Origin of the sequence: Leifsonia sp. Leaf264 (assembly GCF_001422325.1) — a bacterium.
Lineage (GTDB): Bacteria > Actinomycetota > Actinomycetes > Actinomycetales > Microbacteriaceae > Orlajensenia.
This window is the reverse complement of the sequence record NZ_LMMR01000007.1, coordinates 537,993-560,067: the sequence shown is the minus strand read 5'-3', so window position 1 is coordinate 560,067 and position 22,075 is coordinate 537,993. Positions and strand designations below refer to the sequence as shown.

The window sequence follows — 22,075 nt, the reverse complement described above, 5'->3', positions numbered from 1 at the left end:
GGAGCCACCGTCAGGCGAGCTCCGGCGCCACCTCGATCAGCACCTTCCCGACCACGCCGCCCTCAACGGCGTCGTGGGCGGCGGCCGTCTGCTCGAGCGGATAGCGGTGCACCGGCAGCCCTGTCTCGTCGCCGAGGCCCAGAGCCCCATCAGCCGCAGCTGCTGTCACGGCCGCACCCGCTGCGGTCCAGGCCGCGGTGCCCATCGTGTAGATCAACACGAACTGGTAGCGCAGGTTGAGTGAGATCGCCCGACCGAAATCGATCGTCAGAGGCACGCCGCCGTCGTTCCCATAGCTGGCGATGGTGGACCGCGGGTGGGTCACGGCCTGATCGAGCGCGGCGTTGGCTCCGGCGGCAACCTCCACCACAAGGTCGACCCCGTCTGGAGCCAGCGCGCGAATCTGCTGCTCGGCATCGGGGTCGCGATAGTTCACGACGTGCTGCGCTCCGGCGGCCGCGGCGAGCGCCGCCTTGTCCGCTCCGCTCACAGTCGTGATCACGGTCGCCCCCGCCCAGCGCGCGAGCTGGATGGCCGCGTGCCCGACTGCTCCGGCTCCCCCGGCGACGAGCACGATGCGTCCGTCCAGAGCGCCGGGTGCGAGCTGCGCGGGCCCGTCCTCGGCCACCGTCAGCGCGCGATGGGCCGTCACCGCCGGGACGCCGAAGTTCGCGCCCTCGTCGAAGCTCACGCCATCCGGCAGCGGGAATGCCCGGGATGCCAGGGTGATCGTGTAGTCCTGTGCGGTTCCGGATGCCGGCCGCTGCCATGCCGAGATCGCCAGCCACACGCGATCACCGACCGCGAACTGCGTGACGTCGGGGCCGACCGCGTCGACGATGCCGGCTCCGTCCTGGTTCGGAACGCTCTCGACGCCGCTCGGCGCCGCATTGGAACCGCGACGTGACTTCCAGTCGGTGGGGTTCACGCCCGAGACCACGACGCGCACCCTGATCTCCCCCGGCCCCGGCTCGGTGATCTCGCGCTCTGTCGCCCCGAGCACTGACGAGTCGCCTGTCGAGGTGTATGCGATTGCTCTCATGACGGTTGCAACCGGCTCACCATCGCGGAGATTCCTCGCGCCGGTCGGAACGCGCGCGTAGCATCGCCAGCATGAGCGCGGCCAAGGACGACGCGACCACCCTCGACATCGAGGGTCGGGAGGTGCGCGTCAGCCATCCCGACAAGGTCGTCTTCCCCGATCCGGGGCTCACCAAGCTCGACCTCGTGCAGTACTACCTCGCCGTCGCCGACGGTGCGCTGCGCGGGGCGGCCGACCGTCCCATGGTGCTCAAGCGCTTCGTGAAGGGCATCGACAAGGAGGCGTTCTTCCAGAAGCGGGCCCCCGAGTCGAGGCCGCCCTGGATCGATACCGCCACCCTGCACTACGCCTCCGGCACGTCAGCCGAGGAGGTCGTGGTGACGGATGCAGCCTCCCTGGCGTGGGTGATCAACCTGGGCTGCATCGATCTGAACCCGCATCCGGTGCGCGCGTGGGATCTCGATCACCCCGACGAACTGCGCATCGACCTCGACCCGATGCCCGGAGTCGACTGGGCGCAGATCGTCGACGTCGCCTTCGTCGCCCGCGACGTGCTGGCGGACTGCGGACTGGTCGGCTGGCCGAAGACCAGCGGATCGCGCGGCCTGCACATCAATGTGCGGATCGAGCCGAGCTGGACCTACCGCGAGGTGCGTCTCGCCGCCGAGACCCTCGCCCGCGAGGTGGAGAACCGGGCTCCGGGACTGGCCAGTGCCCACTGGTGGAAGGAGGAGCGGGGAGCGAGTGTGTTCGTCGACTTCAACCAGAACGCGAAGGACCGCACCGTCGCGTCGGCGTACTCGATCCGCGCCCTGCCCGACGCTCGCGTCTCGACCCCGCTCACCTGGGACGAGGTGCGTGATCGACGGCCCGAGGAGTTCACGGTCTCGACCATGCTCACGCGGTTCGCCGAGCGCGGTGACGTCGCGGCCGGCATCGACGACGCTGCGGGCAGCCTCGACGGCCTGCTGGCACTGGCCGAGAAGCTCGGTCCGGCCGAGAAGGCTCCGGCATCCGCGAAACCCGGGCCCGACGGCTCTGGCCGTCGACAGTCATCGATGCCGCTGATCGAGATCGCCCGGGCGAAGACCAGGGAGGAGGCTCTCGCCGGTCTCGAGGCGTGGAAGTCGCGGCATCCGGAGGTCGTCTCCCATCTCGAGCCCGCCGATGAGCTCGTCGACGGCATGCGCGGATCGAGCTCGCTCTGGTACCGCATCCGCGTGAACCTCCAGCACGTTCCCGAGGCGATGCGCCCGGAGCAGGCAGCACTCGAGGTCGACTACGACCCGTGGGCGGGGCGCGGCTGACGTCGAGCCCATGGGTGCCGCCGGTCACGCGCAGTACTCCCTCGACGACCCCGTCGTCGTGGACTTCCCGCTGCGCGGCGAGGGGTGGCTCGCGGTCACGACGCCGGCCACCCGCGTGCCGAGCCACGGCGTCGATGTGCTCGGGCAGACCTACGCCTATGACTTCCTCCAGGTCGACGGGCGGCCGGGCGGGCACGTCAGCCCGGCGGGCGGCCTGCGCGGCAACCTCGTCGGAGTGCGGGCGCGCGACTGCTACGCGTGGGGAGCGCCGGTACACGCACCCTGCGACGGCGTCGTCGTGCGAGCGGTGGACGGCATGGCCGAGCGCGAGTGGATCCACCCCGTGCGCGAGTTCACGCGCATGACGTGGAACGGCCTCACGTTCACCCCAGCCAGGCTCGGCGCCATCATGGGAAACCACGTGCTGCTGAAGCTCGATGCGAGTCCACGCGGGGCAGGATCGACGGATGCCGCCCGCGACGTCTTCGCCGGGTTCGCCCACCTGCAACCGGGCAGCGTGAGCGTCTCCGCCGGCCAGCGCGTGCGCACCGGAGAGCTGCTCGGCCGAGTCGGCCACACGGGCAACTCCACCTCGCCGCACCTGCACTTCCAGCTGATGGACTCGGCCGACCTGCTCCAGGCGCACGGCATCCCCTGCGCCTTCAGCGCCTACGAGGTGCAGCACGGGGAGAGCTGGCAGCGGGTGACGGATGCGGTCCCGAGCAGCAGGGACCGCATCCGTTCAGTCCCCGATCGCTGAAACCCCGCTGGCCGGGGGCCGCTCGCTCCCTGAATCCCCGCTGGCGGGCTCAGGCCGTGACCGGCACCGAGCCCGTCGGGGCCTCGTCGCTGACCTCGGCAGCATCCGTCACCGCCGGCTCCTTCGGCCGACGGATGAGCGCGATCGCGATCACCGTGCCCACGAGCATGGCGATCGCCGAGCACAGGAACGCGACCGAGTACCCGTCGACGAGGGCGTCCATCGAGCCGGGCACCGACGCGTCGCGCACGGCGGCGGCGTAGGCGGTCGCGAAGATCGAGAGGCCGATCGATCCGCCGATCTGCATCGCGGCGTTCGCCGTGGCGCTCGCGGCCCCGGCATCGTGCGGGGCGACACCGGCGAGAGCCAGATTCTGCATCGGGATGAACAGCATCGCCATGCCGATGCCGAGCAGCACGAGCGCGGGCAGCACCTGCACGGCGTAGCTGCCGTCGACGGTGATGAGGCTCAGGTAGCCGAGTCCGGCAGCAGCGACCAGCGTGCCGCCGATCATCAGCGGGCGCGGGCCCCAGGTCGAGAGCACCTTGGTCGCGAGCGGCGCGCACAGCGAGATGACGACAGGAAGCGGGAGCGTGGCGAAACCGGCCACGAGCGGTGAGAGGCCGAGCACGATCTGCAGGTGGAAGGTGAGGAACACCATCGCACCGATCATCACGCTGCCCGCGATGGCCTGCAGCAGGAAGGCGCCACCCCGCACCTTGTCGAGCACTATGCGCAGCGGCAGCAGGGGCTGACCGACGCGCGACTCGATCCAGACGAAGGCCACGAGCAGCACGACGCCGGCCGCGATGAAGCCGACCGTGCCGACCGACGTCCAGCTCTCCTCGGCGAGGGTGAAGCCGTAGACGAGCGAGCCGAGGCCGAGGGTCACCGTGATGACACCGGGGATGTCGTAGCGGTTCTCGCCTTCGGCGCGGCTCTCGGTCACGAGGATGGCGCCGGCGATGAAGGCGACGATGACCACCGGCACGTTCACGAGCAGGCACCAGCGCCAGTCGGCGACCTCGGTCAGCAGGCCGCCGAGCAGCATCCCGATGCCGGCACCGGCACCGGCGACGGCACCGAAGACGGCGAACGCCCTGTTGCGGTCGCGGCCGGTCGGGAAGGTCACTGTGAGCAGCGCCAGCGCCGCCGGAGCCATGAGGGCGGCGAACACGCCCTGCAGGCCTCGGGCCAGGATGAGCTCCGTGCCGTTCTGGGCGATGCCGCCGATGACGGAGGCGATGCCGAAACCGACCATGCCGACGAGGTAGGTGCGCTTGCGGCCCCAGTAGTCGGCGATGCGGCCACCGAGCAGCAGCAGCGTACCGAAGGCGAGAGCGTAACCGGTGACGACCCACTGGCGTTCGGAGTCGGTCAGCCCGAGCTCCTGCTGCGCCTGCGGCAGCGCCATGTTCACGATGGTGCCGTCGAGCACGACGATGAGCTGCGTGAGCGCGAGGGTGACGAGCACCCACCAGCGACGAGAGGTGGACGAAGACATAGGCGTGGCCAGCTTTCCGATTGCACTGCGTGATCACGGGGTTTCCAGCCCGGATCACGCCCCTGAATCGGTGACGCGACCACTCCGACGAAGATGCCGGACGAGCAGTCAGTTTATCAGCTTCAGTTCCAGCACGGCCCGCTCGGCGGCATTCGTGCACAGCTCGAGCGCCTCGGTGAGAGCAGCCCGCGCCTCGTCCCGACGCCCCAGCCGCAGCAGCAGCTCCCCGCGCACAGCGGGAAGCTGGTGCGAATCGGCGAGTTCGCCGCGCTCAACGATGGCATCGATCACCGCCAGCCCCTCCGCGGGTCCTGATGCCATCGCGACGGCCACGGCCCGGTTGAGTTCGATGATCGGCGACGGCGTCAGCCGGCCGAGAGCCTCGTACAGGATGACGATGCGCTGCCAGTCCGTCTCGCCGACGGATGCAGCAACGGCATGGCACTCCGCGATCGATGCCTGGAGCCCGTAGGCGCGCAACCCGCCGCCCGGACTCGCCGCTCGAGCCAGCGCCGCTCGTCCCCGCCGGATCGCGGCCCGGTCCCAGAGGCCGCGGTCCTGGTCCTCGAGGAGCACGGGATCACCGGATGCATCGAGCCTGGCCGGAAAGCGCGCTGCGGTCAGTTCCATCAGCGCGAGCAGGCCGAAGACCTCGGGGTCGGGCTGCAGGTGCACCAGCACCCGAGCGAGCCGGAGCGCCTCGCTCGCGAGCTCGGAGCGCATCCACGCGTCACCGCCCGAGGCGTAGGACCCCTCCGTGAAGACCAGGTAGAGCACCTGCAGCACCGAGCCGAGGCGCTCCGGCCTCTCGGCGGCATCCGGCACCGCGAACGGGATCCGCTCGGCGGCCAGGGTCTTCTTGGCGCGGGTGATGCGCGCCTGCACGGTGGGCACCGGCACCAGCAGCGCCTTGGCGATCTCATCGGTGGTGAGACCCCCGACGACCCGGAGGGTGAGCGCGAGCCGCGACTCCTTCGACAGCACGGGGTGGCAGGCGATGAACATCAGCGCGAGCACGTCGTCGTCGACGGCGTCGGGGTCGAACAGCACGTCGGCCCCGGGCGTCGCCTCCTCGAGGTCGCGGGCGAGCACGGCGTAGCGCTCGTCGCGTGCCGACCGGCGACGGAACGCATCGATCGCCCGGCGCCGGCCCACCGTGAGCAGCCATGCTGTCGGCCGGTTCGGGATGCCGTCGACGGACCAGGACACCAGAGCCTCGGCGAGCGCCTCCTGGGCGAGGTCCTCGGCGAGCGCGAAGTCGCCGGTGTACCGGGCGAGGGCGCCGACGATGCGTGCGGACTCCATGCGCCACACGGCCTCGACGGCGCGCCTCGCCTCGGTCGTGCTCACCATGCGATGGCCGCGACTCTCACCGGGCGATCAGAGCTGCCCGGTCTGCTCACGCCAGGCGCGCTCCTTCTGAACCCACTCGTTGTCCTGCGGGAACTCGTCGATCGACGGCACCCGTCGGATCTCGGCCTTGCTGCCCTCCATGTAGGGCATCCGCTTGGCCCACTCCACAGCCTCTTGCTGCGAGGCGACGTCGAGGATGTAGAAACCGTTGAACAGTTCCTTCGTCTCGCCGTAGGGGCCGTCGCTCACGACGGGGTTCTCTCCGGTGAAGTCCACGACCACGCCGGAACTCGGGTCCTCCAGTCCCTCGGCGGCGAGCAGCACGCCGGCGCGGATGAGTTCGTCGTTGAAACGCCCCATGGCGTCGAGGAGTTCGTTGAAGTCGGTGCTGGCGAACTTCGCTGCCGCCTCGTCCGTCGAGCGCATGATCAGCATGTACTTGGCCATCGTGATTCTCCCTGTTCGTAAGGTCGCTCTTCGACCCTCTCACCCCAAGGTCGAACGGCGCGATGGGGAATCGACATCCGAGTGCGAATTCCTCACCCGCCGCCTGCGGCCGCTCCCAGAACACCCGCTCGCCACCTGCGGCCGAGTGACGAGAACCCGAGCGGCCTCAAGCGGCGAGCCGACCCCATGGCCGCGAATCGCTCCTCGGTCTGGAGCAGCAGGGCCGCGCGTTCGGCATCCGTCTTCTCCGTGATCGAGGCGAAGTTCACCCACCTCAGGTCCTTCACGCCGATCTTGCCGAAGGTGCCCCTGAAGACGACCTTCGTCAGCGGGTCCCCGAACCACCAGTGGTAGACCTTGTCGGGCGTCGTCATGACCGACAACACGGTCACACCGCCGAGGCGCGTCATGAGGTTGCGGAAGGGATTGCCCTTCGCGCCGGCGATCTCCTCGAAGACGATGCCCTTGGTGAGCACTCTGTCGAGGAAGCCCTTCGTCGACGCGGGCATCGACTCCCACCAGACCGGGAACGCGAACACCACGTGATCGGCCAGCATGAGCCGGCGCTGGTAGTCGGCGACGAGCGGATCGACCACGCTCGTCAGCCGCCAGGCCACGAGGTCGTCACGGCTCATCACCGGGTCGAACCCGTCGGCGGCGAGGTCGACGAGGTCGATCTCGTGTCCCGCGCGTTCCGCCCCGCGGATGGCGGCAGCAGCGACAGCCGCGGTGAAGCTGCGCCGGTGGGGGATGTCGGCGGCCGACTCGATGCCGTAGGGGTGGTCGACGATGAACATGATTCGCATGACGGATGCCTCACTGCTTGAGTTGATACCACAACGGTTGCATGCTCAACAGTCGCTTGTCAAACGAATTGATAGGATGCCCAGCATGGACGACGTCGAACTGCCCGACGAGCACGCGCAGCTCTGGTACCTGATCCGGCGCGTTGCCGGACTCCTCGACCGCAGCGGAGACGCGCTGTTCCGGCGCGAGCTCGACATTTCCCTGGCGCAGTTCCTGGTGCTGAGCGTCGTCGATGCGCATCCGGGGCCGCTCAACCAGCAGGCCATCGCTGATCGGCTGGGGCTCACCAAGGGAACGGTGAGTCGGCAGATCGAGCAGGCTGTGGCTGCGGGCTCCATGACCGTGCAGCCGAGTCCGCGGAACCGACGTGAGAACGTGCTGAGCCTGACTCCCGCCGGGACCTCGCTGGTGCGGCGCGGCGACGCCCTCTACGAGGAGGCCCGTTCGTCGACGCTGCCCGCGCCGGCGGCATCCGATGTGCAGGCGGCCATCCGGGTGCTCGAGGCGATGAACCGCGCCCTCGACTGAACGGTCGCCGCTAGAGTCCGGCCCGCTCGTCGGCGTCGACGTACTCGAGCAGGTCCCCGGGCTGGCACTCGAGCACTCGGCACATGGCGTCGAGGGTGCTGAAGCGCACAGCCTTCGCCCGCCCGTTCTTCAGCACGGCCACGTTCGCCGGCGTCAACCCGACCTTCTCTGCGAACTCCCCCACGCTCATCTTGCGCTTGGCGAGTTCGACGTCGATGCGCACCACGATCATCAGATCACATCCGCCAGGTCGGCACGGAGCACGGCGGCCTGCCGGAGCAGCGCGCGCATCACCACCATCGTGAGCACGACGACTCCCCCGATCAGCACGATCCCGATCAGCAGGATCGGGGTTCCGGGATCACGCAGCTCCGGCGTGACGTAGATGACCGCCACGATCGCGGCGCTGACGACCGCGAGCGCCACCCAACCGAGCAGCAGTGCCCAGACGATGCCGTCCACCCAGCCGAACGACTCGTCACTGAAGATGCGGTCCGCCCGAACCAGCGTGAGCAGTCGCCAGGTGCAGACGATCACGACCTGCACGCACAGCACCTCGAAGATCGCGAAGGCCAGCAGCAACCACGGCACGGCGCCCAGCTCGGGGTTCTGCTCGGCCAGGTACCTGAAGGTTCCCGGAAGACTCAGCGTCTGCGCTATGAGCAGGCCCGCGAAGACGACGACCAGAAGGATGCGGAGGGGCAGGACGACCCGATCGATAGTGCGCATACACCGATTAACGCGCGATTTCTATCGTTTGTCAATCGATTCGAGGGTCTGAGCTCAGATCCTCGGGCACGACGATCCGCTCCGCATCCCAGGGCTCGGCCCAGCCGAGCTCGTCGAACATGCGCGAGAGCACCATGGCCGTGAAGCCCCAGATCAGCCGGCCGTCGACGGTGAAGGCCGGCGATCGATACGTCGTTCCCCCCACCCGGTGCGCCGTGATCGCGCGGTTCGCCGGTTGCAGCAGCTCGGCCACGGGCACCCGGAACACGTCGACGGACTCGTCGTGGTCGACGGCGGCGACCTCCGACGGTCTGGCCCACCACGCCGGCACCGGTGTCACGAGATGGCGACTCACCGGCACCGGGAACTCGGGCAGCGTGCCGAGAGGTTCGATGCCGTCGGGGTCGAGTCCGGTCTCCTCGGCCGCCTCCCGCAGGGCGCCGGCGATCGGACCGTCATCGGATGCCTCGAGTCGGCCACCCGGGAACGCGATCTGCCCCGCATGCGTGCGGAGGGTCGCGGCCCGACGCAGCAGCAGCACGTCGAGGTCGCCGCGCACCGGACCCGTCGCCCGCGCCGGCTCGGAGTCGAGGACCCCGAACAGCACGAGTACCGCAGCCGGTCGCAGCGTCGCCGAGTCGAGCATGGCGCGCTGCATGTCGGCGTGCCAGTCGAGCGGACGCCCGCACAGCGCGGCGAGCTCGGCGCGCGGGCCTGAATGCAGGCCGTCGATGGCTGGGTTCACAGGCCCAGCCTAGGCTCGCTCGGCCCCCAACCTCCGCCTGGCGAAGGTCTCGAGGCGCTCGCGCTTGGTGCGCCGCAGGTGCGCCGCGATGGCTTCACCGGCGGCGTCGGCATTCCGCGTGCGGATGCCGTCGAGCACGGCCGCGTGCTCGAGCATGCTCTCGTGCACGTCCTGCCGGTGCATGGCGTCCTGGTCGAAGATGCGCAGCCGCACGATGAGCCCCTCCAGCAGGGTGATCAGAGTCGTGTTGCCGGATGCCGCCCACAGCAGTTCGTGCCAGCGCGCGTGCAGTCGCCGGGCCACCGCGGGGTCCTCCTCCTGCTCGGCCTCGCGCTGGAGCTGGGTCAGCTCGGCCAGTTGAAGCTCGGTCCGGCGGATCGCGGCAGCCTCGGCCGCCGCCCGCTCCAGGGCTATGCGCACGTCGTAGATGTCGATGACGTCTTCGGGCGTGCCGGACTGGATGCGGTACCCACGCAGCGACCGCACGATCAGCCCCTCCTGCTCGAGGCGATTCAGCGCCTCGCGAATGGGCGTGCGCGAGACCCCGTAGAGCTCCGTGAGCCTGCCCTCGACGAGAGGCTCGTCCCACGGGAACCGCCCCTCCAGCAGGTCCTCGCGCAGTTGCACGTGCAGGGGCGCTCGCGACATCGGCTCTCCTCGACTCGGGGCTGCGGAGCACGGATCGGACGTGTACGGATCGTGCATGGATGTATACGCAAAGTACATCTTCAGCAAGACTCGCACACCGCGTCTCCCGAACCCTCATAGTTGTCGAAGTCCGCAACACGCGTTCATCTCCCGAGGAGCACAGCATGAGCCAGCAGAGCGCCGTCGCCACCGACGACACCCTCACCCCCGACACCGAGAAGCCGACCTCGCCCTACCGCTGGCGTGTCATCGACATCGTCGTGGCCAGCGTGCTCGGCGTCGCAGCCGGACTGGTCTTCGTGCTCTGGAACATCGTCTCGAACCCGATCAGCGCGCCTCTCGCGGTGCTGCTTCCCGGCCTGCAGGCGCTCGTGGGCGGTGGCTGGCTGTTCGCCGGCGTGTTGGTGGCCCTCGTCATCCGCAAGCCGGGCGCCGCCGTGTTCGGCGAACTCGTCGCCGCGGCCGTGTCCGCCCTCGTCGGCAACCAGTGGGGTCCGCTCACGCTGGAGTCCGGCCTCGTGCAGGGCCTTGGCGCCGAACTGGTCTTCGCCCTGTTCCTCTACCGCCGCTGGAACCTGCCCGTCGCCATCCTCGCCGGCGCCGTGAGCGGCCTCGCCCTGGCCATCAACGACCTCATCCTCTGGTACCCCGGCTCCGGCTCGGCGTTCTCCACCATCTACATCGTCGCGGCCATCCTCTCGGGTGCCATCGTGGCCGGCCTGCTCTCCTGGCTGGTGGTTCGCGGACTCGCCCGCACCGGCGCCCTCAGCCGGTTCGCCTCCGGTCGCGAGGCACGCACGCGCAAGGCCTGACCATGACGGATGCTCCACACGGCGCGAGCCACGGCGCCAGTCGGCGCGGCGCGGCAGTGCGCGCCGATGGCTGGTCGTGGCGTCACGCCGGCCGCACCGACTGGGCGGTCAGCGAGCTCGAGCTCGCCATCGAACCCGGCGAGCGCGTGCTGCTGCTCGGGCCGTCGGGCGCGGGCAAGTCCACCCTGCTGCACGGCCTGGCCGGTGTGCTCGGCGGCAGCGAGGACGGCGACGAGCACGGCCGACTCCTCGTGGACGGTGCCCGCCCGAACCGGCGGCGCGACCGCATCGGCATGGTCCTGCAGGACCCCGACTCGCAGGTCATCCTGTCGCGGGTCGGCGACGACGTGGCGTTCGGCATGGAGAACCTGAGGGTCCCCCGCGCCGACATCTGGCAGCGCGTCTCCAGGGCTCTCGCCCGGGTGGGCCTGACCACGCCGCTCGGCCACGACACCTCGGAGCTCTCGGGCGGCCAGAAGCAGCGCCTCGCCCTCGCCGGCGTCATCGCCATGAATCCCGGCCTCATCCTGCTCGACGAGCCGACGGCCAACCTCGATCCCGTCGGCGTGCGCGAGGTGCGCGACGCCATCGCCGACGTCGCGGCACAGACCGGTGCCACCCTCATCGTCATCGAGCACCGCACCGAGATCTGGCTGCCCGTCGTCGACCGCGTCATCGTCATGGATCGCTCCGGCGTCATCGGCGACGGCGACCCCGCTCAGGTCATCGAGCGCCAGCGCGCCCGACTCCTCGAGGCCGGGGTCTGGATTCCCGGGGCACGGATGCCGCAGCTCGAGCGCTCCCGCAGCACCGATACCGGCATCCTTCTCGCCGCCAGCGACCTCTCCGTGGGCCGCGCCGGAACCCGGGCCGCCTCCACCATCGACGTCGCCATCAGGCGCGGACGCACCACGGCCGTCGTCGGCCCCAACGGAGCCGGCAAGTCCACCCTCGCCCTCACCCTCGGCGGGCTACTCCCTCCGGGTGGCGGCAGCCTCGAGGCGGCCGCCGACTTCGCTCCCGACGCGCGCCGTCTCGAGCCGCCCCGCCTCGAGCCGATCCGCTGGCGCTCGAAGGAACTGCTCACGCGCATCGGCAGCGTCTTCCAGGACCCCGAGCACCAGTTCCTGGCGGCATCAGTTCGCGATGAACTCGCCATCGGGCCACGCGCGCTCAAGCGCGATCCGCAGACCACCACGGACATCACCGACGAACTGCTGGCGAGGCTCCGACTCGAGCACCTCGCCGACGCGAACCCCTACACGCTCTCGGGTGGAGAGAAGCGACGCCTGTCTGTGGCGACGGTGCTCGCCACGCAGCCCGAGCTGATCATCCTCGACGAGCCGACCTTCGGCCAGGACCGACGCACCTGGGAGGAGCTCGTGAGGCTCATCGCCGAGATCGTCGATGCCGGCACGGCCGTCGTGGCGGTCAGCCACGACGAGGACTTCGTGTCACTGCTCGCCGACGACGTGCTCGAACTCCCGGCCTGGGAGCCCGAGGCCGGTTCACCGACCCGCCTCGCCGAGGTGACCCCATGACCGCGGTCCGGCTCGACGTCACCCGCGCGAACCCCGTCGCGCGGCTGATCACGGCCCTCATCATCGCCGTCGCCCTGGTGTTCAGCGTGGACTGGGTGTCGGGCCTCGTGGCGCTCACCCTCGAGATCATCGTGTTGGCCGGCACGGGCATCCCGCTCCGTCAGTTCGCCAAGCGCAGCCTGCCCGTCGTGATCGCTGCAGCTTTCACGGCTCTCACGATCCTGCTCTACGGCGCCGTCAGCGGCCGCGTCCACCTGCAGTTCCTCCTCATGGTGGTCAGCGACGGCTCCATCGAGTTGGCTCTCGCCACCTTCCTGCGGGTGCTCGCCATAGCGCTGCCGTCGATCATGCTGTTCACGGATGTCGACCCCACCGAGCTCGCCGACGGGCTCGCCCAGGTCCTCAGGCTGCCGGCCCGTTTCGTGCTCGGCGCCCTCGCCGGGTTCAGGCTGATCGGCCTGCTGGGCCAGGACTGGAAGTACCTCGGCTATGCGCGACGCGCCCGCGGCGTGGCCGACCACGGGCGCCTGCGCCGATGGGCCGGACAGGCCTTCGCGCTGCTCGTGTTCGCCGTGCGCCGTGGCGCCAAGCTCGCGACGGCCATGGAGGCCCGCGGCTTCGGCGCCTACCCCGCCCGCACGTGGGCGCGCGAGTCGACCCTGGGGGCTCCGGATGCCGTCCTCGTGACCGTCGGCATCCTCATCAGCGCCATCGCCATCGGCGTGGCCGTCGCCACGGGAAGCTGGAACTTCATTGGAGCTCGCTGACCTCGTGGGCGCCCTCGCCGCGGGGGCCGCCGCCGGCACAGTGCGAACCGTGCTCATCGACGGGCGCTCGGGCTCGGGCAAGAGCACCTTCGCGACCGGAGTCGCCGCTGCCTGGCCGCAGGCCGTTCTGGTGCGCCTCGATTCGATCTACCCGGGCTGGGACGGCCTCGCCTGGGCGAGTGAGCACCTGCGCACGGACGTGCTCGAGCCGCGAGCGCTGGGGCTGGCGGCCTCGTGGCAGGAGTGGGACTGGACCAGCGGATCCGCCGCGGGGCGGCATCCGGTCGACCCTGATCGTCCGCTCATCATCGAAGGGGTCGGCGCACTCACGGCCGCCAACCGCGCCCTGGCCGACGTCGCCGTCTGGCTGGAGAGTCCGGATGCCGACCGCAAGGCGCGTGCGCTCGCCCGCGACGGCGACACCTACGCCCCGCACTGGGATCGCTGGGCCGCCCAGGAGGAGCTCTTCCTGCTCGCCGACGACCCCAGCACCCTCGCCGACATCATCGCCGTGCCCACCGCAGACGGATTCCAGCTCACGGAGACCGGAAGGACCCCATGACCATCCCCATCACCCTCGTGCTCGAGTACTTCCACCCGTGGCCGAACTCCGCCGGGTTCTACGTCGCGCGCCAGGCCGGCTGGTACGCCGAGCAGGGCATCGACCTCGAGATCCGCACCGTCGACCCCGGCATCGGCGACAGCCTGGAGCACGTCGTGCGCGGCCACGCCGACCTCGCCGTGTTCCCGACCAACCGGTTGCTCGTGCGTGCCGAACGCGGCGAGCAGCTGCACGCCCTCAGTGCGGTCAATCAGCGCGGCCTCGAGACCGTGCGCACGCTCGAGCAGAGCGGCATCCGGAGCCTGGCCGATCTCGAGGGCCGGCGCCTCGCCCTCAACCCGACGCCGCGCGGCCTGGCCATAGTGCGCGACCTCGTGCAGCGGGCCGGCGGCGACTTCGATCGCGTCGAGCTCGTGGATGCCGGCGTGCGCGAGCTCACCGCCGACGACCTGCTGAACGGCGAGGCCGATGCCACCTTCGGCTCCTACTGGGCCTGGGACATCCTGCTGAGCGAGCGCCCCGATGTTCCCGAGCGCACCTGGCGCGTCGACGAGGAGCTGGGCATCGGCTACCACAGCTACCTCCTCGGCGGCGGCCGGGCCGCAGCCGCGCTGCCGTCGGACGTCGTCGACGCGTTCCTCGCCGTCACGGCCCGCGGCTTCGCCCACGCGGCGTCCCACCCCGAGGCGACAACCGACCTGTTCTCCACAGTCACGCCGTACTTCAGCCGAGAGGTGCTCTCAAGCTCGCTGGAGGCCATAGCGCCCACCTGGTTCCACGACGGTCGGTGGGGCGGCATCCGTGCCGGCGCCATGGACCCGTATGCCGAGTGGATGACCTCCCACGGACTGATCACGGATGCCGCGGGCTGGCGTCGCACCCTCGCCGACGGCGCGCTCACCGACCTCGAGGTGTCTGCGGCATGAGCGCACCCGCGTTCGTCGACGCCGGCACGCTGGCGCAGCAGCTCGCCACGGAGCGACCGCCCGTCGTGCTCGATGCGACCCTCGTGCTGCACAAGCCCCGCTTCGACGGCGACTTCAGCGCCGAGAGCGGGCGCGAGCGCTGGCTGGCGGCGCACATCCCCTCGTCGCATCACGTCGCGATCGACACCGACTTCTCGGCGCCTCACGTCACCCACGACCACCACGAGCAGCCGCAGCGCATAGCGGATCGGCTGGCGGAGCTCGGCGTCGGCCAGCAGACCCGGGTGGTCGTCTACGACAGCGTCGGAACCCTGTGGGCGGCACGGCTCTGGTACCTGCTCGACTGGATCGGCGTCGAGGTGAGCGTGCTCGACGGCGGGTTGCGGGCGTGGCGGACAGCGGGTCTGCCAGTGGCCGTCGGCACCGGGCCGGATGCCGCCTCGGATGCCGCGCCGGCTACCGCGCCGGCTGCGCGGTGGCGGCCCACGGTGACCCGCGATGCCTGGGTGGAACGCGACGAGGTCGAGCTGGCCTCCGCCGACGGCACCCTCGTCTGCGGGCTGAGCGCGGCGGCATTCGCCGGCGCGGAGCCCACGCGGTACTCGCGGCGCGGTCACATCCCCGGGAGCGTGAACGTGCCGGCGCGCGGCCTGTTCGACGCCGACGGGCGCGTTCTCGCCCCAGCAGAGGTGCGGGAGCGCTACCTGGCGGCCGGCGCCGACCTCGACGCGGAGCTGCTGCTGTACTGCGGCGGCGGCATCTCGGCCACGGCGAACGCACTCGCCCTGGCGCACGCCGGCATCCGCTCGGTGCGGGTCTACGACGGTTCGCTCGAGGAATGGAGCGCCGACCCGTCGCTGCCGCTGACGACGCTGGAGCTCGTCGAGTAGGCCGCTGGCCGAGTGGCAGCTGGCACTACTCCAGCGACAGGGGTCGGTGCCATGCTGGCATCAGTCCGAGCGGCATCCGGCCGCTCCTGCCGACGATCCGAGAATCGAGGCCGTCATGCCCGTCTCCACCAGCCCAGCCGAGATCACGATGCAGCCCAGCGAGGCGGCATCGGTCACCCCGGAGGTCATCCCGGCCGCAGCGCTGCTGATCGGCTCGAAGGGCACGCGCCGCTTCATCGGCCGCGAGCACGGGGCCGGCATCTCCTACTTCTTCGTCGACGCCGATCCCGGCGATGGGCCCGGCCTGCACTGGCATCCGTACACGGAGACCTGGTTCGTGATCGAGGGCACCGCGCGCATCACCGTCGGCACCGCGACCATCATCGCCAACGCCGAAGACACCGCCACCGTGCCCGCCGGCGTGTGGCACGGCTTCACGAACGCGGGACCGGGCCGCCTGCGGATACTCTGCATCCACGCGTCGGACACCATCATCCAGACCTGGGCCGACTGAGTCCGGGCATCCGAACACCCCAAACCACCCAGCAACCCACCACGGCAACGATCCGCCGAAGGAGAACCAGATGACGTTCCAGGCCTACCTCGACAACATCGAGGCCAAGACCGGGCTCACCCCACGGCAGTTCCTCGAACTCGCCCACGAGAAGGGCTTCGACGAGAGCACGAAGGCAGGGCCGATCCTGGCGTGGCTCGCCGAGGACTACCAGCTCGGTAAGGGCCACGGCATGGCGCTGGTCCACGTGATCACGAAGGGGCCGCAGATCAGCCAGAAGCACGTGAACACCGGCACGGCGCACAGCGATCCGAGCGACACACTGTGGCTCGACGGTGCGGCGTCGAATCCGGCCAACGCCGGCTGAGCTCGGGCGCTCAGGAGCTCAAGCGATCAGGCGCTCGGGCAGTACAACTGCGTCGGAACGCGCTGGTCGGCCGACCTCTCGATGCGGTGCAGCGACATCGGCTGGCGGCACAGCGGGCAGGACGGGTCGGCAGGACGGATGTCGGGCCCCTCCGGGCGTCCGATGCCCACCTGCGCCGGACCGGTGAAGGTGCGCACAACGTCGTTGGCCTTCTCGTAGAAGCGCCAGAACCTGTCGCCCATCGCGTCTGCCCCATTTCGTTCGTGTACTAATCATTAGGGTAGCAGGTACTCTGGACGACATGAGCGTTCCAGCATCCGCCGCCACAGCGGAACCCGACGTGCTCGCCCTCGAGAACCAGGTCTGCTTCGCGTTGGCCGTCGCCGCGCGCGGGGTCATCGGGCTGTACCGGCCCATCCTCGAGCCTCTCGGTCTCACGCATCCGCAGTACCTGGTCATGCTCGCCCTCTGGGAGCGCAGCCCCCGCACCGTGCGCGACCTCGGCGACGCCCTCCAGCTCGAGCCCGCGACCCTCTCACCGCTGCTCAAGCGCCTAGAGACGCAGGGCTACGTCGCTCGCGATCGCAACCCCGACGACGAGCGGGCATTGAACATCACGCTGACGGATGCCGGTGCCGCCCTCCGCGACCAGGCCCTCGGCGTTCCGCCCCAGGTCGTCGCCCGCCTCGGCGTCGAGCTCGAGGAGCTCGAACGGCTGCGCTCCCAGCTCACCGACGTCATCGCCGCCGTGCGCGCGACGCGCTGACGACCATCAGCGCTGAGCCCCTCAGCCCTGGAAGTCCTCGGGATCGACCTCGTCGAGGAACTTCTTGAACTCGTCGAGCTTCTCCTCGTCGCCCTCGAGCGACACCATCTCGGCCGGGATCGCCGCCTCGTCGAGCACGCCCTCGGCGACCCAGATGGCGGCGTCGGCCCGCACGGCCAGGGCCACGGCATCCGACGGCCGGGCGTCGAGCACCAGGGAGCCCGTCGGCGTGGTCACGGAGATCTCGGCGTAGAAGGTGCCGTCGTCGATGCGGGTCACATCGACCCGGGTGACGTGGGCGCCGACGGTGTCGAGCAGAGTCTTCATGAGGTCGTGAGTGAGCGGACGCGGAGGCACCTCGTCCTCGATGGCTATGGCGATGGACGTCGCCTCCTGCGGTCCGATCCAGATCGGCAGCACGCGGCCCTCCCCGGGCTCCTCGAGGATCGGCTTCAGCAGCACCATGTGCTGCATCGCGGAATCGAGCGCGACGCCGAGTACGCGAACCTGTTTCATGGCGGCTCTCCATCCGAGGCGGGACCCTGCCATCGTAGATCCGTCGTCGGCGCGCGCACCCCCGGTTCTCGGAACTTCCGGGCGGCACCGTACCCTCATAGGAGCGCGTATTCGACAGAACTGAAGGTGGTGCGACGTGAGCGACGTCTCGTCCTTGGAGACATTCGACCGACGGGAGTCGGAGGTGCGGGGCTACATCCGTTCCTTCCCCGTGGTCTTCGACAGCGCCCGCGGATCGGTGCTGCACACCGCTGACGGCCGCGAGTTCCTCGATTTCTTCGCCGGTGCCGGCGTTCTGAACTACGGCCACAACAACCCGGCCTTCACCCGCGCGCTCATCGAGTACCTCGAGCACGACGGCATCATCCACGGCCTCGACATGGCCACCAGCGCCAAGAAGGGCTTCATCGAGGCCTTCGAGAAGCTGGTGCTCGAGCCGCGCGGCTACGACTACAAGCTGCAGTTCACCGGCCCCACGGGCGCCAACGCCGTCGAGGCGGCCCTCAAGGTCGCCCGCCAGGCCACGGGCCGGGCGAACGTCGTCGCGTTCACCAATGCCTTCCACGGCCTGAGCCTCGGCGGACTCGCTGCCACGGGCAACAGCCACTACCGCGAGGCCGCCGGCATCGCACTCGACAACGTGACGCGGCTGCCGTTCGACGGCTACCTCGGCGAGGGCGTCGACACTCTCGACCTGTTCGAGAAGATGCTCGGCGACCCCGGCAGCGGTCTCGACCTGCCGGCAGCGGTCATCGTGGAGGCCGTGCAGGGCGAGGGCGGCATCAATGTCGCGAGCTCGGCGTGGCTGCAGCGCCTGCGTCAGCTCACCGCCGACAACGGCATCCTGCTCATCCTCGACGAGATCCAGTCGGGCATCGGTCGCACCGGATCGTTCTTCGCCTTCGAGGAGTCGGGCATAGTTCCCGACATCGTCACGGTGTCGAAGTCGATCTCCGGATCCGGCCTGCCGATGTCGCTCGTGCTGCTGCGGCCCGAGGTCGACGTCTGGAAGCCCGGAGCCCACACCGGCACCTTCCGCGGCAACAACCTCGCCTTCGTCTCGGCTCGGGTCGCCCTCGAGGAGTACTGGACGGATGCCGCCCTCACCGATGGCGTGAAGGCCAAGTCGGCCGTGCTGAAGGCCGAGCTCGAGCGCCTCGCCGCCGCGCACCCGTCGCTCGGTGCCGTCGTGCGCGGGCGCGGCCTCATGTACGGCTTCGCCGTCGACGGCGATCGCACGCTGGCCGGACGCATCTCGAAGGAGGCCTTCACGCGCGGCCTCATCATCGAGACCTCGGGCGCCCACGACGAGGTGCTGAAGTTCCTGCCGGCCCTCACCATCACCGACGACGAGCTGGCCCGCGGCCTGCAGATCGTGAGCGACAGCCTCGACGCCGTGCTCTGAGCCACCGTCGGCGCCTGCGGCGCCTGCGGCGCCTTCGGCCGAGGCTCACCCAGTGCAGGGGCCAACAGGCCCACCCGGTCAATCGGGTGATCGGATCCGGGCTACTCTGACGCAGTGAAAATCGCATCGCGGCGACGTCTGACGCTCATCGGCGTCTCCCTCGCCCTCCTCGCTCTCGGCGCCGGCGTGGCATCCCAGGTCTCCGATGCCCTCGGACTCCAGAGCGAGCCGTCGGTCGGCATTCCCGCGGAGAACCTCACCGTCGCACCGGCCACGGCCATCGTGCTCCCGCCGGACTTCACGGCGATCGACGCCCCCGACGACCTGCGCGTCTCCACTGCCGTCGACGAGCTGCGCGACGCCGTCGCGGATGCCGGGGGCACCTCGGGAACCGCGACCCTCACGGTGCGCTTCGACAGTGCCGATGCATCCGGTGAGAGCTACTCCGTCTCGGGCACGGCCGACGCCATCAGCATCTCGGCCGCGTCGCGGAGCGGAGCCGTGCTCGGCGTCTACGATCTCGCGGCCGCGGTGCGGGCCGGGCGCCCGGTGACCGAGAACCTCGGCCACACGGTCGACTCGAAACTGCCGTTCCGCATGGTCGACCTCGGAGCGGTCGGGGTGGAGCCGGATGCCGACGCGTACGCGGCCGGCACCGACTACTCGCACAACTCCAACGCCTTCAAGGACGTCATCCTGTCGGATGCGCCCTACATCGACGACGCCGCCCTCGCTGTCGCCACGACGGGCTTCGAGGAGTACGTGCGACACACCCTCGCCCTCGGCTACAACGCCATCGCCGTGCCCGGCTTCATCGAGTACCTCACCTTCGACGGCGTCGGCGACGGCACCGAGGTGTACGCGGCCGACGATCCTCACCGCGCCAGGGCTATGGCCATGCGGGCCGCGTTCTCACCGATGCTGGACTACGCCCACGACCTGGGCATGAAGGTCTACTTCCGCACCGACATGCTGGCACTCACCACGCCGCTCGAGGACTACTTCGAGCGCACCTTCGGCGGCCTGGCCACGGAGGACCCGGCCTTCTGGGACGTGTACCGCGCCGGACTCGACGAGCTCTACACAGCCATGCCATCGGTCGACGGCGTCGTCGTGCGCATCGGCGAGGCCGGTCGCGTCTACGACCTGCCCGGCTGGGACTACTACTCCGAACTGGCGGTCACCTCGGTCGCATCCGTTCGCGCGATGCTCACGACCTTCAGCGACCAGGCCGAGGCCGCGGGCCGAGAGGTCATCTTCCGCTCGTGGAGCGTCGGCGTCGGCGCCGTCGGCGACATGCACACCGACCCGGCCTCGTACGCGGAGGTGCTCGACGGCATCGACTCCCCCGCCCTCGTCGTGTCGACGAAGTACAGTCTCGGCGACTTCTACAGCTACCTCCCGCTCAACACCACGCTCGAGTCCGGCTCGCAGAGGCGCATCGTCGAGTTCCAGAGTCGGCGCGAGTTCGAGGCGTTCGGCGCGCTGCCCAACGACCTCGGCGTGCTCTACCAGGAGGCGCTGACCCGGTTCATCGCCGCGAACCCGAACGTCGAGGGCATCTGGACGTGGACTCAGGACGGCGGCCCCTGGCGCGCCGGTCCGATGACGCTGGAGCTGACGACGGGGTTCTGGCAGCTCTACGAGCTCAACACCAGACTGGCCGTCAGCCTCGCCCGCGACCCGGAGGCCGATCCGGCCGAGCTCACGGCGGACTGGATCCGCCAGTGGTTCTCCGACGACCCGGCGACGGTCGAGGCGATCGGAACCGCGATGGCTTCTTCGCGCGAGGCCGTCACCGGAGGCCTCTATATCGGCCCGTTCGCCAGCCAGCGCGTGCGCGCCCTCGGTCTCGAGCCGCCGCCCATGATGTGGATCTTCGAGTGGGACATCCTCACGGGCGACAGCGCCGTCCTCGACGTGATCTACCACGTGAGCAAGCCCGACCTCGAGCAGGCCATCGCCGAGGGTGATGAGGCCGTCGCGACGGCCGAGTCGATGCGCGACACCATCGCCGCGACCGACGGCGGCACGTGGAAGGACGACGCGCTGCGGCAGCACTTCGTCGACACCCTCGACTACCAGGTGAACCTGTTCCAGACCCTCGGCTCGTACCGCACCATGGTGCTGCGTCACGCCCAGTGGCTGGATACGGGGTCGGATGCCGCCTACGACGAGTGGGCGCAGGCGAAGACGGCGTTCGAGGGCTTCGCCGCCGAGCACGAGGCCCGCTACAGCGGCGACGTCGACCTGCCGGCCTACAACCTCACCGCCGCCCGCCTCGGCACCGAGCGGGCGAGCCTCGACCTGCCGATGGCCTGGCTGGCGCGTGGGGTGCTGGTGCTGCTCGTGCTCTGGCTCGCCCTCGGCATCCTCGCGAGCCGACAGCGCTTCGCCGGCTGGCCCGGCGCCGCCTCGGCACGTGCGCTCTGGCTCGCCGGAACACGCCCCTGGCGGGCGGCGGATGCCGTGGCCGGGCTCTCCCGATCCTCCCGCGTACTCCTCGTGGCCGTGCCGGCAGCGCTCCTCGTGGTCAGCCGCGGCATCCTCACCTGGTTCATCGCCCCGACGCACCTGCTCTTCACGCTGGCCGCGTGGCTCGTCTTCGCCGCCGGCATCGCCCTCGTGATGCGCAAGCTGTCTCCGTGGCCGATCATCGCCGCCGTGGGCGGGGCGATCCTGCTGCGCGTCGTGCTGCTCCTCGCGGTGCTCGCCGTGCGCGGCCCCGGCTACTACTGGTTCGGGTTCTGGACCGATCCGGTCGCCCGCACCCTGTACATCACGCTGGCCTTCGCCCTCTTCGCGTGGGTGCTGGTGGCGGCCGGATGGTCGCTCGCCGGCCAGCTCGGCGGTCGCCGGGCGACGGGCACTGTACTGGGCTCGAGCGGCCTCGTGCTCGTGCTGCTCGGCGGCTTCCTCGGCGTCGTCGGCCTCGAGTCGGCCCTCACAGCTTGGAACGACCAGATGGCGCTGCTGCCGTGGGGCCTGTCGCGCATCCTGGGTCTGACCGTGTACCTCGAGATCCCCACGTCGACGCCGTGGTACGCGGCGGCGTTCGGCGCTGTGCTCCTCGTGGTCGGCGTCCTGTTGGCGCTGCCCTGGCATCGGCGTGCGACGAGGCCGCTCGTCGAATAGCGCC

25 protein-coding genes are annotated in these 22,075 nt (G+C 70.1%); 14 read left to right on the top strand and 11 right to left on the bottom strand.

All coding sequences use genetic code 11. The features are described 5' to 3' along the window. Positions 1 to 10 precede the first annotated feature (10 nt). Positions 11 to 1,042 carry an NADPH:quinone reductase gene (locus ASF30_RS18360; RefSeq protein WP_055910044.1) on the bottom strand — a complete coding sequence of 344 codons (1,032 nt, stop codon included), beginning with the start codon at positions 1,040 to 1,042 and terminating at the stop codon, positions 11 to 13. 71 nt (positions 1,043 to 1,113) lie between these two features. Between ASF30_RS18360 and ligD the strand changes: the two genes are divergently transcribed. Beyond that, positions 1,114 to 2,349 (top strand): non-homologous end-joining DNA ligase, encoded by a 1,236-nt coding sequence (gene ligD / locus ASF30_RS18355; protein WP_055910041.1) that lies wholly within the window; start codon positions 1,114 to 1,116, stop codon positions 2,347 to 2,349. Positions 2,350 to 2,359: 10 nt separating this feature from the next. Continuing rightward, positions 2,360 to 3,109: a M23 family metallopeptidase gene (locus ASF30_RS18350; RefSeq protein ID WP_055910039.1), complete on the top strand. Its 750-nt coding sequence runs from the start codon at positions 2,360 to 2,362 to the stop codon at positions 3,107 to 3,109. A gap of 49 nt (positions 3,110 to 3,158) precedes the next feature. Here the strand turns inward: ASF30_RS18350 and ASF30_RS18345 are convergent, their stop codons facing one another. From ASF30_RS18345 to ASF30_RS18330, 4 genes are all read right to left on the bottom strand, one after another. Next, positions 3,159 to 4,613, bottom strand: coding sequence for an MFS transporter (locus ASF30_RS18345; protein WP_055910037.1), 1,455 nt, complete (start codon positions 4,611 to 4,613; stop codon positions 3,159 to 3,161). Positions 4,614 to 4,721: 108 nt separating this feature from the next. Next, entirely contained in the window at positions 4,722 to 5,963 is a 1,242-nt protein-coding gene (locus tag ASF30_RS18340; protein ID WP_442914986.1) for an RNA polymerase sigma factor, read from the bottom strand. Positions 5,964 to 5,993: 30 nt separating this feature from the next. Continuing rightward, the gene (locus ASF30_RS18335) at positions 5,994 to 6,413 is read right to left on the bottom strand and encodes a YciI family protein (protein ID WP_055910032.1); all 420 of its coding nucleotides are present in this window, start codon (positions 6,411 to 6,413) and stop codon (positions 5,994 to 5,996) included. Between the two features lie 92 nt (positions 6,414 to 6,505). After that, the gene (locus ASF30_RS18330; protein WP_082468046.1) at positions 6,506 to 7,219 is read right to left on the bottom strand and encodes an NAD(P)H-dependent oxidoreductase; all 714 of its coding nucleotides are present in this window, start codon (positions 7,217 to 7,219) and stop codon (positions 6,506 to 6,508) included. Positions 7,220 to 7,304: 85 nt separating this feature from the next. Here ASF30_RS18330 and ASF30_RS18325 point away from each other — a divergent pair, with 85 nt between their 5' ends. Then, positions 7,305 to 7,748 (top strand): MarR family winged helix-turn-helix transcriptional regulator, encoded by a 444-nt coding sequence (locus ASF30_RS18325; protein ID WP_055910029.1) that lies wholly within the window; start codon positions 7,305 to 7,307, stop codon positions 7,746 to 7,748. Between the two features lie 10 nt (positions 7,749 to 7,758). Here the strand turns inward: ASF30_RS18325 and ASF30_RS18320 are convergent, their stop codons facing one another. The 4 genes from ASF30_RS18320 to ASF30_RS18305 all read right to left on the bottom strand — a co-directional run bounded on the left by ASF30_RS18320 (position 7,759) and on the right by ASF30_RS18305 (position 9,870). Then, the gene (locus ASF30_RS18320) at positions 7,759 to 7,983 is read right to left on the bottom strand and encodes a helix-turn-helix domain-containing protein (RefSeq protein ID WP_055910026.1); all 225 of its coding nucleotides are present in this window, start codon (positions 7,981 to 7,983) and stop codon (positions 7,759 to 7,761) included. Further along, a complete protein-coding gene (locus ASF30_RS18315) occupies positions 7,980 to 8,477 on the bottom strand; it encodes a DUF2975 domain-containing protein (RefSeq protein WP_055910023.1) in 498 nt (165 codons plus the stop codon). Before ASF30_RS18315 ends, ASF30_RS18320 begins: the two co-directional genes overlap by 4 nt. 31 nt (positions 8,478 to 8,508) lie before the next feature. Then, the gene (locus ASF30_RS18310; protein WP_082468107.1) at positions 8,509 to 9,135 is read right to left on the bottom strand and encodes an NUDIX hydrolase; all 627 of its coding nucleotides are present in this window, start codon (positions 9,133 to 9,135) and stop codon (positions 8,509 to 8,511) included. Positions 9,136 to 9,231: 96 nt separating this feature from the next. Next, complete coding sequence (locus ASF30_RS18305) at positions 9,232 to 9,870, bottom strand: GntR family transcriptional regulator (protein WP_055910017.1); 639 nt, start codon at positions 9,868 to 9,870, stop codon at positions 9,232 to 9,234. Between the two features lie 164 nt (positions 9,871 to 10,034). On the opposite strand from ASF30_RS18305, the gene ASF30_RS18300 reads away from it, so the two are divergent. The 8 genes from ASF30_RS18300 (at position 10,035) to ASF30_RS18265 (ending at position 16,249) form a co-directional block, all read left to right on the top strand. Next, positions 10,035 to 10,682, top strand: a complete 648-nt coding sequence (locus tag ASF30_RS18300; RefSeq protein ID WP_055910015.1) for an ECF transporter S component — start codon at positions 10,035 to 10,037, stop codon at positions 10,680 to 10,682. Positions 10,683 to 10,684: 2 nt separating this feature from the next. After that, entirely contained in the window at positions 10,685 to 12,223 is a 1,539-nt protein-coding gene (locus ASF30_RS18295; RefSeq protein WP_055910013.1) for an ABC transporter ATP-binding protein, read from the top strand. Continuing rightward, entirely contained in the window at positions 12,220 to 12,990 is a 771-nt protein-coding gene (locus ASF30_RS18290; protein WP_055910010.1) for an energy-coupling factor transporter transmembrane component T family protein, read from the top strand. Before ASF30_RS18295 ends, ASF30_RS18290 begins: the two co-directional genes overlap by 4 nt. Continuing rightward, positions 12,977 to 13,552 carry an aminobenzoate synthetase gene (locus tag ASF30_RS18285; RefSeq protein ID WP_055910007.1) on the top strand — a complete coding sequence of 192 codons (576 nt, stop codon included), beginning with the start codon at positions 12,977 to 12,979 and terminating at the stop codon, positions 13,550 to 13,552. Before ASF30_RS18290 ends, ASF30_RS18285 begins: the two co-directional genes overlap by 14 nt. Beyond that, positions 13,549 to 14,478 carry an ABC transporter substrate-binding protein gene (locus ASF30_RS18280; RefSeq protein ID WP_200918478.1) on the top strand — a complete coding sequence of 310 codons (930 nt, stop codon included), beginning with the start codon at positions 13,549 to 13,551 and terminating at the stop codon, positions 14,476 to 14,478. Before ASF30_RS18285 ends, ASF30_RS18280 begins: the two co-directional genes overlap by 4 nt. After that, complete coding sequence (locus ASF30_RS18275) at positions 14,475 to 15,368, top strand: sulfurtransferase (RefSeq protein WP_055910005.1); 894 nt, start codon at positions 14,475 to 14,477, stop codon at positions 15,366 to 15,368. Before ASF30_RS18280 ends, ASF30_RS18275 begins: the two co-directional genes overlap by 4 nt. A 115-nt stretch (positions 15,369 to 15,483) precedes the next feature. Next, a complete protein-coding gene (locus ASF30_RS18270; protein ID WP_235480388.1) occupies positions 15,484 to 15,882 on the top strand; it encodes a cupin domain-containing protein in 399 nt (132 codons plus the stop codon). 70 nt (positions 15,883 to 15,952) lie between these two features. After that, positions 15,953 to 16,249, top strand: coding sequence for a DUF4287 domain-containing protein (locus tag ASF30_RS18265; RefSeq protein WP_055910003.1), 297 nt, complete (start codon positions 15,953 to 15,955; stop codon positions 16,247 to 16,249). Positions 16,250 to 16,275: 26 nt separating this feature from the next. Here the strand turns inward: ASF30_RS18265 and ASF30_RS18260 are convergent, their stop codons facing one another. Beyond that, on the bottom strand, positions 16,276 to 16,491 hold the full coding sequence (locus tag ASF30_RS18260) for a hypothetical protein (RefSeq protein ID WP_055910001.1): 216 nt from the start codon (positions 16,489 to 16,491) through the stop codon (positions 16,276 to 16,278). A 59-nt stretch (positions 16,492 to 16,550) separates the two neighbouring features. Between ASF30_RS18260 and ASF30_RS18255 the strand changes: the two genes are divergently transcribed. Next, the gene (locus ASF30_RS18255; protein WP_055909999.1) at positions 16,551 to 17,015 is read left to right on the top strand and encodes a MarR family winged helix-turn-helix transcriptional regulator; all 465 of its coding nucleotides are present in this window, start codon (positions 16,551 to 16,553) and stop codon (positions 17,013 to 17,015) included. Positions 17,016 to 17,036: 21 nt separating this feature from the next. On the opposite strand, the gene ASF30_RS18250 is transcribed toward ASF30_RS18255, so the two are convergent. Continuing rightward, on the bottom strand, positions 17,037 to 17,531 hold the full coding sequence (locus tag ASF30_RS18250; RefSeq protein ID WP_055909997.1) for a bifunctional nuclease family protein: 495 nt from the start codon (positions 17,529 to 17,531) through the stop codon (positions 17,037 to 17,039). Between the two features lie 136 nt (positions 17,532 to 17,667). Here ASF30_RS18250 and ectB point away from each other — a divergent pair, with 136 nt between their 5' ends. After that, the gene (gene ectB / locus ASF30_RS18245) at positions 17,668 to 18,936 is read left to right on the top strand and encodes a diaminobutyrate--2-oxoglutarate transaminase (protein ID WP_055909995.1); all 1,269 of its coding nucleotides are present in this window, start codon (positions 17,668 to 17,670) and stop codon (positions 18,934 to 18,936) included. A 114-nt stretch (positions 18,937 to 19,050) separates the two neighbouring features. Further along, positions 19,051 to 22,071, top strand: a complete 3,021-nt coding sequence (locus ASF30_RS18240) for a hypothetical protein (RefSeq protein ID WP_055909991.1) — start codon at positions 19,051 to 19,053, stop codon at positions 22,069 to 22,071. Positions 22,072 to 22,075: the final 4 nt, after the last annotated feature.